Genomic DNA, 8843 nt, shown 5'->3' with positions numbered 1-8843 from the left:
AACGCCCGGTTACATTCCGAACCCGGAAGCTAAGCCTCACAGCGCCGATGGTACTGCAGGGGGGACCCTGTGGGAGAGTAGGACGCCGCCGAACTCAATTTATAGCCGTGGTCCCTGGACAATTAGTCCAGGGACCACGGCTTTTTGTGTTTCCAGGGCCTTTCAATCCTCGGGTCACCCCTCTGCACCGCCGGCTGACAACTGACGGTAAGGTCAGGGGGCATCATCGGCTCGTTTCCCACAGGAGGCCCCCGGGTGGAGGTCCAGGAAACTCGCGTTCAGACGGACCGAGTCCTCACCATCCCGAACATCCTCAGCATGGCGCGCCTCGTCGGCGTACCCCTCTTCCTGTGGTTGATCCTCAGGCCGGAGTTCGGCGGTCCCAAGAGTGACCACTGGGCGCTGCTGGTGCTGATGCTGAGCGGTATCAGCGACTATCTCGACGGCAAGCTGGCCCGCCGCTGGAACCAGATCAGCAACCTCGGGCGGCTGCTCGACCCGGCCGCCGACCGGCTCTACATCCTGTCGACCTTGGTAGGACTCACCTGGCGGGAGATTCTTCCGCTCTGGCTGACCGCGGCGCTGCTACTGCGTGAGCTGATGCTGCTGGTGATGGTCTGGATCCTCAGGCGTCACGGCTATCCGCCGCCCCAGGTGAACTTCCTCGGCAAGGCCGCCACCTTCAACCTGATGTACGCCTTTCCACTACTGCTCCTCAGTGATGGAAGTGGCTGGATGAGCACTCTCGCTGCTATTTTCGGATGGGCGTTCGCAGGATGGGGTACAAGTCTGTACTGGTGGGCAGGGATCCTCTACGTGGTCCAGGTCCGCCGCCTTGTCCGTGCAGACACCACGGCCGATTGAGCTAGCTGATTTGGCAGCCGTAGAGGCTTGCAGTCCCGTAGGCAAGCTTTACGGGCCTATTTGGGCTGGCTAAGTCGGCTAGATCGTCGTCTATTGAGGAGGACGCTTCCGACATGAAGGCCGTCGTAATGGCCGGAGGCGAAGGCACGCGCCTTCGCCCTATGACCTCGAGCATGCCCAAGCCGCTTCTTCCTGTGGCCAACAGGCCCATCATGGAGCATGTGCTGCGGCTGCTCAAGAGGCATGGGCTCACCGAGACCGTAGTGACAGTCCAGTTCCTGGCCTCCCTGGTCAAGAATTACTTCGGCGATGGTGAAGAGCTTGGGATGGAGCTCACCTATGCCAATGAGGAGAAGCCACTCGGCACTGCCGGGAGTGTGAAGAACGCCGAGGAAGCATTGAAGGACGATGCGTTCCTCGTGATCTCCGGTGATGCGCTGACTGATTTCGATCTCACCGAGCTCATCAACTTCCACAAGGAGAAGGGCGCGCTTGTCACCGTCTGTCTGACGCGCGTCCCCAATCCGCTGGAATTCGGCATCACCATCGTGGACGAGGAAGGAAAGGTCGAGCGCTTCCTGGAGAAGCCGACCTGGGGCCAGGTCTTCTCCGACACGGTGAACACGGGCATCTACGTCATGGAGCCCGAGGTCTTCGACTACGTCGACGCCGATGTGTCGGTGGACTGGTCCGGCGACGTCTTCCCGCAGCTCATGAAGGAAGGCAAGCCCATCTATGGGTACATCGCCGAGGGCTACTGGGAAGACGTCGGCACGCACGAGAGCTACGTCAAGGCGCAGGCCGACGTGCTGGAACGCAAGGTCGACGTCGCGCTCGACGGCTTCGAGATCTCGCCCGGTGTGTGGGTTGCCGAAGGCGCCGAGGTCCACCCCGACGCCACGCTGCGCGGACCGCTCTACATCGGTGACTATGCCAAGGTCGAGGCGGGCGCCGAGATTCGTGAGCACACGGTGCTGGGATCGAACGTCGTGGTGAAGGCCGGGGCCTTCCTGCACAAGGCCGTCGTGCACGACAACGTCTACATCGGCCAGCACAGCAACCTGCGAGGCTGTGTCGTCGGGAGGAACACCGACATCATGCGGGCCTCCCGCATCGAGGACGGTGCCGTCATCGGCGACGAGTGTCTCGTCGGTGAGGAATCGATTATCCAGGGCAATGTCCGGGTGTACCCGTTCAAGACGATCGAGGCCGGCGCGTTCGTCAACACCTCTGTCATCTGGGAGTCCCGGGGCCAGGCCCATCTCTTCGGCGCGCGCGGCGTCTCCGGGATTCTGAACGTGGAGATCACGCCGGAGCTGGCGGTGCGGCTGGCGGGGGCCTACGCCACGACCCTCAAGAAGGGATCGACGGTCACCACGGCCCGTGACCACTCCCGAGGCGCCCGAGCGTTGAAGCGAGCGGTGATCTCGGCCCTGCAGGCCAGCGCCATCGACGTACGGGACCTGGAGAATGTACCGCTGCCCGTGGCGCGGCAGCAGACGGCTCGGGGCAGTGCCGGCGGGATCATGATCCGGACGACGCCGGGGGTTCCGGACTCCGTCGACATCATGTTCTTCGACGCGCGAGGTGCCGACCTTTCGCAGGGGAGTCAGCGGAAGCTGGACCGGGTGTACGCGCGCCAGGAATACCGGCGGGCCTTCCCCGGGGAGATCGGGGACCTGCACTTCCCGTCCAGTGTCTTCGACTCCTACACCGGTTCGTTGCTGCGTAATGTCGACACCACAGGTGTGGCCGAGTCGAACCTGAAGGTCGTCGTGGACGCCTCGAACGGAAGCGCGGGCCTTGTGCTGCCGAGCCTTCTGGGGCGGCTTGGCGTCGACGCGTTGACCATCAACCCGGGGCTCGACGAGTCGCGTCCGACCGAGACGTACGAAGCACGCAGGTCGGGCCTCGTGCGTCTTGGCGAGATCGTGGCGTCGTCGCGCGCCGACTTCGGTGTGCGCTTCGACCCGGTCGGTGAGCGGCTTTCGCTCGTCGACGAGAAGGGGCGGATCATCGAGGACGACCGGGCGCTTCTCGTCATGCTCGACCTGGTCGCCGCGGAACGCCGCAGCGGTCGGGTCGCGCTGCCCGTCACGACGACGCGCATCGGCGAACAGGTGGCCGCGTACCACGGGACGCAGGTCGACTGGACGACCACGTCGCCCGACGACCTGACGCGCGTGGGGCGTGACGAGTCGACCATCTTCGGTGGAGACGGCCGAGCCGGTTTCATCATCCCCGAGTTCAGCAGCGTCTTCGACGGTACGGCGGCCTTCGTGCGGCTGATCGGTCTCGTGGCGCGTACGCAGCTCACGCTGAGCCAGATCGACGCGCGTATCCCGCGCGCCCATGTGCTGCGGCGTGACCTCGCGACGCCCTGGGCGGTGAAGGGGCTCGTGATGCGGACCGTGGTGGAGGCGGCGGGAGAGCGTTCGGTGGACACCACCGATGGCGTGCGCGTCGTGGAGTCGGACGGGCGCTGGGCGCTGGTACTGCCCGACCCCGCGGAGGCCGTCACTCATCTGTGGGCGGAAGGACCCGACGACGCGTCCGCTCAGGCGCTGCTCGACGAGTGGTCCGCCGTGGTGGACAGCGCAGGCCGCTGACCGGCGGCACGGGCCGGACGGCACCCTTGAGGGGTGCCGTCCGGCACGCTGGTGGGGCCATTCGGAGGTAGCGCCCGCGACGTGCGACGATGTGCGGCATGCCGCAGCAGCCCCCCGTTCGGAGCACTCCCTCGCGCCCCCGGCGCCCGGATGCCTCCATGTCGCTGCTGACCACGGTCATGGACCACAGTCTGGACGAGGGTTACGCCGAGGCGGCGGCCCGCAAGAAGGCCAAAGGCGCCGGTGGTGTGCCCCGTCCGCTGCGGGCGAAGCTCGGCCTGGCCCTCGGTCTCGTGCTCGCGGCCCTCGTGGTGACGGTGGGTGCCGCGCAGGCGCGGATAGCGGCTCCGGTCGTCGCCAAGGAGCGCGTGGAGCTCATCGACCGGATCGAGTCGGCGACTTCGGACGCCGACGAGCTCGAAGGGGACGTCGAGACGCTCCGTGACGACGTGGACGAGCGGCAGCGTGAGGCGCTGAAGAAACACGGGGGCAGCCAGGGCGAGTTGGTGTCCCTGCTCTCCGGTGCGACCAAGGCCCATGGGCCCGGTGTGAAGCTTGTGGTGGACGACGCCAAGGAAGCCGACCAGGGCGGGGGCGGTCCGCGCGAGAGCGCGGGGTTCTCCGACACCGGACGAGTGCGCGACCGCGACATGCAACGGGTCGTCAACGGCCTGTGGCAGTCCGGCGCGGAGGCGATCGCCATCAACGACCAGCGGCTGACGGCGCTGTCGGCGATCAGGGCCGCGGGTGACGCGATACTGGTCGACAACAAGCCGCTGGTGCCGCCGTATACGGTGCTTGCCGTGGGCGACGGGCAGCGCTTGAGCACGAGATTCCAGAACAGTCGCGACGGTCAGTATCTGCACGCTCTGCAGGAGAACTTCGGCGTCCGGACCAGCATTTCCGTCCAGGATGATGTCCGACTGCCGGCAGCACCGAGTGTGACCGTACGTACAGCAGAGCCGAAGGCAGGAAAGGGCACATCGTGATCGCCGTACTGGGCCTCGTCGTGGGAGTCGTGGCCGGATTGTTGGTCCGGCCCGAGGTTCCGGCCGTGGTCGAGCCGTACCTTCCGATCGCCGTGGTGGCGGCCCTCGACGCGGTGTTCGGAGGCCTGCGCGCGATGCTCGACGGCATCTTCGACGACAAGGTCTTCGTGGTGTCGTTCCTCTCGAACGTGGTCGTGGCCGCCCTGATCGTGTTCCTCGGCGACAAGTTGGGCGTGGGCGCTCAGCTCTCCACCGGTGTCGTGGTGGTGCTCGGCATCCGGATCTTCTCCAACGCCGCCGCCATCCGCCGACACATCTTCAGGGCGTGACGCGGATGGGTACGGAGAAGACGCCCGGGGGCGACAACCGCAGTGGGGAACTTCCCGCTGAGGTGCACGGCGTGCCCGCCGAGCCCGAGGAGGGCACGGCACCCGGACAGGGCGAGCAGCAGGACAAGCAGCAGGGCGAGCCGCAGGACACCGCGCAGGACGGGAAGTCCTCGCTCAGCGGCCGTCAGCGGCTGGCCCAGGGGCTGTGGCCGCCTCGCGTCACCCGCCCGCAACTCATCGTGGCCCTGTTGCTGTTCGTGCTGGGGCTCGGTCTCGCGATCCAGGTGCGCTCCAACAACGACAGCAGCGCGCTGCGCGGGGCACGTCAGGAAGATCTCGTACGCATCCTCGATGAACTCGATGACCGTACACAGCGTCTGGAAGGTGAGAAGCAGCGTCTCGAGGACCAGCGCACCGGGCTTGAGAACAGCTCGGACCAGGCCGAGGAGGCCCGCAAGCAGACTGTCGAGAAGGAGCGTCAACTCGGCATTCTGGCGGGCACCGTGGCGGCGCAGGGTCCTGGTATCACGCTGACCATCGATGACAAGAAGGGGGCGGTTCAGGCGGACATGCTGCTTGACGCCATCCAGGAGTTGCGTGCCGCGGGTGCCGAGGCCATCCAGATCAATGATGTACGCGTAGTGGCCAACACCTATCTGTCGGATACGGACAGTCGTGGTGTCCGGGTGGACGGCCGCAAGGTCGGCAAGCCCTACCGGTTCAAGGTGATCGGCAAGCCGCAGGATCTTGAGCCGGCGCTGAACATCCCAGGTGGAGTGGTGCAGACTCTGGAGAAGGAGCAGGCCACCGTCACCGTGACGCGAGCGGAGAAGATCGTCGTGGACGCCTTGCGAGCGGCGAAGCGGCCTGACTACGCTCGGTCGTCGTCCCAGTGAGGCGGGGCTGCATGGGGGCCGCTGTTCAAGGGCATGAGGTTGCGGGGGGTCGGCGCACCGTAAGCGTGGTGCGTGGTGGAAACTGTTTGGTGGATACGGACGTTGTGAGGATGTCTGTGCTGCCGATGTACGCCGGTGTGTGCAATCAGGGTTCGTCCTGCCCCACGGGCGGGTCTGTTTCGGTCAAGGGGAATCGCCCGTGAAGTTGTTTGCGAAGTTGTTCGGCAAGAGCGCACGTGAGGACAGTGGCAATCCCGCCACCGCCCGGCACCGTGCCCCGCGCCATGGAGATGCCGAGGAGCAGGGCGCCGAGCGCCCGATGTTCCGTGACCAGGTCGGTGGGCCAGGCGGTGACATTTCGGGCGCGCAGGGCGCGTCGTCTGTTGACCCTGCCGGTCCGGGCCGCATAGGTTTCGGAGAACCGTCAACCTCAAGTGCGGGTGGAGGGTTTACCCCTGATCCGTACGCATCGAATGCCCGCGCGGGGCAGCCGCGGCAGGAGGATCCGTCCATGGCCCTGGTGTGTACGAGGTGCGGGAACCGCAACGCGGAGGCGAGCCGGTTCTGCTCCAACTGCGGTGCGCCGCTGCGGGCCGGGGCCACGCCGGAGCGTCCGTCCGAGACGACCTCGACGATCTCCATCTCGGGCCTGGAGGCCTACGACGCGGAGGTGACGGGGCAGACCGCCTCGCCCGCCCTCTCGCCGGAGGCCCAGGCCGCCGTTGACGCACTGCCGCTCGGCTCCGCGCTCCTCGTGGTGCGCCGTGGGCCGAACTCGGGCAGCCGCTTCCTCCTGGACGGCGACCTGACCACGGCCGGACGTCACCCGCAGAGCGACATCTTCCTGGACGACGTGACCGTCTCGCGCCGTCACGTGGAGTTCCGACGCCTCGGGGACGGTTCCTTCACCGTCGCCGATGTGGGCAGCCTCAACGGCACGTACGTCAACAGGGAGCGCATCGACTCGGTCGCGCTGTCGAACGGCGACGAGGTGCAGATCGGCAAGTACCGGCTGGTCTTCTACGCGAGCCAGCGGGGCATCGGCATCTGATCTTCAGGAAGGTCCATGCTTCAAACACCGAGGGGCGGTGCCGGGAACGGCACCGCCTCCGAGGACCGTCGGCTGATGAGCATCGGCGCGGTGCTGAACGCGCTGCGTGACGAGTTTCCCGAGGTCACGATCTCCAAGATCCGTTTCCTGGAGTCGGAAGGGCTCATCGAGCCGGAACGCACTCCGTCGGGCTACCGCAAGTTCAGCCCCCAGGACGTCGAGCGGCTCGGTCACGTCCTGAGGATGCAGCGTGACCACTATCTGCCGCTCAAGGTGATCAGGGAGCACCTGGACGCCCTGGAGCGCGGAGAGCGGGTCTCTGTGCCCTCTCCGGGGCAGCCGCGTGACCCCGGTGACGCCTGGGGCGTGGGTGACGCCGGGGAGCCCACTGCCGCCCGTGTGGGCCGTGCGGAGCTGCTTGCCGCCGCCGAGATCGACGCTGAGCAGCTCGCGGACTGGGAGACGTACGGGCTCATCGTGCCGTTGCCGGACGGTGGTTATGACGCGGAGGCCGTGACGGTCGCCGCGCTCGTGCTCGAACTCGGGCGATTCGGCATCGAACCCAGGCATCTGCGTGCCGTGAAGTCGGCGGCCGAACGTGAGGCCGGTCTGGTCGACCAGGTCGTCGCGCCGCTGCGCCGGCACCGCAATCCGCAGACCAGAGCCCATGCGGAAGCCCGTACGAAGGAACTCGCCGGGCTGACCGGAAAGCTGCATTCTGCACTGGTGCAGACCGCGCTCGGGGTCCGCTTGCCCTGACTCGGGGGGTGCCCGACTACCCAAACCGGCCGGGCACGTCCTAGGGTTGCTGTGTGAACGAGCTCGACGTCGTAGGTGTCCGGGTGGAAATGCCCTCCAACCAACCGATCGTGCTCCTGCGTGAAGTGGGAGGCGATCGCTACCTCCCCATCTGGATCGGACCAGGGGAGGCGACCGCGATCGCCTTCGCACAGCAGGGGATGGCGCCCGCGCGGCCGCTGACCCACGACCTGTTCAAGGACGTGCTGGAGGCGGTGGGTCAGGAGCTCACCGAGGTGCGCATCACAGATCTCCGAGAAGGTGTCTTCTACGCGGAGCTGGTCTTCTCCAGTGGAGTCGAGGTGAGCGCCCGCCCGTCCGACGCCATAGCGCTAGCGCTCCGTACGGGGACGCCGATCTACGGCAGCGACGGTGTCCTCGACGACGCGGGCATCGCCATTCCGGACGAGCAGGAGGACGAGGTGGAGAAGTTCCGCGAGTTCCTCGACCAGATCTCTCCCGAGGACTTCGGTACCAACAGCCAGTAGGCCGTCGCTCACCGGGGCTCCGGCGGGCCATTCGGCTAGCCTTTCCCGGCGGTGCGGTACAGCAAACCACTCTTAGGGTGATTATCACTCGGCGTGCCGAGTGTGGCGATCGTTGACGAGCCCCTGGTGACTGCCTACCGTCGTGAAGGCAGGTCAAGGACGGAGGTCGGCGTGAGAAGCAGCGGCGACGGTACGGCGATGGGTGGGCCGTATCCGCTTCACAGCAGCACGGCCGGTCACTCTCCGCAGAGGCCGATGGTGGTTCAGGGGAGCGTTCAGGGGAGCGGGGACGCCACGTCCGGACAGTCCGAACAGGAACAGATCGGTTACCGGGGGCCGACCGCGTGCGCGGCCGCCGGCATCACCTACCGACAGCTCGACTACTGGGCCCGTACGGGCCTGGTCGAGCCCAGCGTGCGGTCCGCGGGCGGTTCGGGGACCCAGCGGCTCTACAGCTTCCGGGACGTCGTCGTCCTGAAGATCGTGAAGCGGTTCCTCGACACGGGTGTGTCCCTGCAGAACATCCGGACCACGGTCCAGCATCTGCGTGACCGCGGTTTCCGGGACCTGGAGCGGATGACGCTCATGAGCGACGGCGCGACGGTCTACGAGTGCACGTCGCCCGACGAGGTCCACGACCTGCTCCAGGGCGGCCAGGGGGTCTTCGGGATCGCCGTGGGCGTCGTGTGGCGGGACGTGGAAGCGGCGCTTTCGCAGCTGCACGGGGAGCGGATCGACACCGGAGAGACGCTGGTGCGGCAGAACCCCGCCGACGAGCTCGCGAGGCGGCGCAACAGGGCCGTGTGAAGCGGCGTTGTC

At 66.8% G+C, this 8843-nt stretch carries 9 protein-coding genes and 1 rRNA gene; all 10 read left to right on the top strand.

The window, feature by feature from the left end; all coding sequences use genetic code 11:
* Nucleotides 1-94: ribosomal RNA gene (gene rrf, locus AB0I94_RS41010) — 5S ribosomal RNA — on the top strand; the annotation flags it as partial.
* 161 nt (nt 95-255) lie between these two features.
* On the top strand, nt 256-864 hold the full coding sequence (locus tag AB0I94_RS41005; RefSeq protein ID WP_363314921.1) for a CDP-alcohol phosphatidyltransferase family protein: 609 nt from the start codon (nt 256-258) through the stop codon (nt 862-864).
* A 113-nt stretch (nt 865-977) separates the two neighbouring features.
* On the top strand, nt 978-3473 hold the full coding sequence (locus tag AB0I94_RS41000; protein ID WP_363314920.1) for a mannose-1-phosphate guanyltransferase: 2496 nt from the start codon (nt 978-980) through the stop codon (nt 3471-3473).
* An 89-nt stretch (nt 3474-3562) separates the two neighbouring features.
* Complete coding sequence (locus AB0I94_RS40995; protein ID WP_363314919.1) at nt 3563-4462, top strand: DUF881 domain-containing protein; 900 nt, start codon at nt 3563-3565, stop codon at nt 4460-4462.
* Nucleotides 4459-4791 carry a small basic family protein gene (locus AB0I94_RS40990; RefSeq protein ID WP_030794354.1) on the top strand — a complete coding sequence of 111 codons (333 nt, stop codon included), beginning with the start codon at nt 4459-4461 and terminating at the stop codon, nt 4789-4791. Before AB0I94_RS40995 ends, AB0I94_RS40990 begins: the two co-directional genes overlap by 4 nt.
* A gap of 5 nt (nt 4792-4796) precedes the next feature.
* The gene (locus AB0I94_RS40985) at nt 4797-5687 is read left to right on the top strand and encodes a DUF881 domain-containing protein (RefSeq protein ID WP_363314923.1); all 891 of its coding nucleotides are present in this window, start codon (nt 4797-4799) and stop codon (nt 5685-5687) included.
* Nucleotides 5688-5769: 82 nt separating this feature from the next.
* The gene (locus AB0I94_RS40980) at nt 5770-6738 is read left to right on the top strand and encodes an FHA domain-containing protein (protein WP_363314922.1); all 969 of its coding nucleotides are present in this window, start codon (nt 5770-5772) and stop codon (nt 6736-6738) included.
* Between the two features lie 15 nt (nt 6739-6753).
* The gene (locus tag AB0I94_RS40975; RefSeq protein WP_363314918.1) at nt 6754-7497 is read left to right on the top strand and encodes a MerR family transcriptional regulator; all 744 of its coding nucleotides are present in this window, start codon (nt 6754-6756) and stop codon (nt 7495-7497) included.
* Nucleotides 7498-7550: 53 nt separating this feature from the next.
* Complete coding sequence (locus tag AB0I94_RS40970; RefSeq protein WP_100597640.1) at nt 7551-8024, top strand: bifunctional nuclease family protein; 474 nt, start codon at nt 7551-7553, stop codon at nt 8022-8024.
* A gap of 171 nt (nt 8025-8195) precedes the next feature.
* Nucleotides 8196-8831, top strand: a complete 636-nt coding sequence (locus AB0I94_RS40965) for a MerR family transcriptional regulator (RefSeq protein WP_363314916.1) — start codon at nt 8196-8198, stop codon at nt 8829-8831.
* The last annotated feature ends 12 nt before the right edge of the window (nt 8832-8843 follow it).

Source organism: Streptomyces sp. NPDC050147, assembly GCF_040660195.1.
Lineage (GTDB): Bacteria > Actinomycetota > Actinomycetes > Streptomycetales > Streptomycetaceae > Streptomyces.
This window is presented reverse-complemented; position numbering and strand designations above follow the sequence as displayed.